Annotated in this window: 1 protein-coding gene; it reads right to left on the bottom strand. The window is 33.7% G+C overall.

Annotated features, from left to right (window positions below; translation table 11 throughout):
* Positions 1 to 277: 277 nt before the first annotated feature.
* A complete protein-coding gene (locus tag V7024_RS24295) occupies positions 278 to 991 on the bottom strand; it encodes a class I SAM-dependent methyltransferase (RefSeq protein WP_335524642.1) in 714 nt (237 codons plus the stop codon).
* Positions 992 to 1,015 lie beyond the last annotated feature (24 nt).

The following is a 1,015-nucleotide window of genomic DNA, read 5'->3' as shown; positions in this document are numbered from 1 at the left end:
ATAAAGTATTGTAGGTATCTTCATAGGTAACTTAAATAAATCCACGACCAAATACAGGGTATAAATTGATATAAAAATACCCTTCGTCATTAGATTTATTTCATTAAATTTTTCCTATTTAGATACTACTCCACTCACAAAAAGCACCTCGTCTAATTTATTTTTTATTCCCATTGAAATCTAAATTATGGAATTATTATACTNNTTATTATACTATATGTACAAAATTAAGTAAAGGTACATCACATTACTTATAAAATTGTTCTCTCCATCGTAATTACACTTTCTTTCTAAAAAGAGCTGTCCAAAGAAATGGTTCTCCAAACACTTCATTCGGTTGCTGAATTCCTTTCATTTTTCGCAGCTCTATAACTTCAAAATCTTGAAAAACATCGCGCAGTTTCTCTTCTGAATACGCAATTCCTCCTTGCAAGCTCCACCCTCGATATACATCCCAATCTGATATTTCCGAACCATTTTTTTCGTCTAGTTCTCCCGTAGCAAAGCACGTTAAACTAAAATACCCGTTTGGTTTTAATGCTTTCTTCACTAATTCGACATAATGGATTCTTCGGTGAGGTGGTATATGGTGTAAACAGCCAGAATCATATACGAAATCATATTGGTTCCGGGCTTGTAAATCGAATATAGACTTACAGATAAAATGAACTGACACATTTTGCTCAGCCGCTCTTTCTTTCGCCCACTTTATCCCTTCTTCTGATAAATCAACTGCATCTACTTCACATCCTGTTTTTGCTAAATACAAAGCATTTCGGCCAGGACCACAACCTAGCTCCAATACTTTTCCTTTCTGAATGATATTTCTATCAAAATAAGAAACTAAATTTTCATCGGGTACATTAGCAAAGAAAGGGACTTCTTTATCTCGATCAGAATAGAACTGATTCCAAAATGGTTCAGGAGATCTTAATAGAGAGTCTAACATTGTAATTACATCATCCATACTGTGTAACGTTTCATTTTTCATGAGTAAATTTCCCCTCCTATAAAT

This window comes from Bacillus sp. JJ864, from assembly GCF_036963045.1.
In the GTDB taxonomy this organism is placed as follows: Bacteria; Bacillota; Bacilli; order Bacillales; family Bacillaceae_G; genus Bacillus_A; species Bacillus_A pseudomycoides_C.
Note: the sequence above shows the minus strand (reverse complement) of the source record. Positions and strands in the feature narration are given on the sequence as shown.

What these genes read in the sequence shown, in the direction of transcription:
- V7024_RS24295 (WP_335524642.1), bottom strand. Translation starts at nt 991, where the DNA reads ATGAAAAATGAAACGTTACACAGTATGGATGATGTAATTACAATGTTA.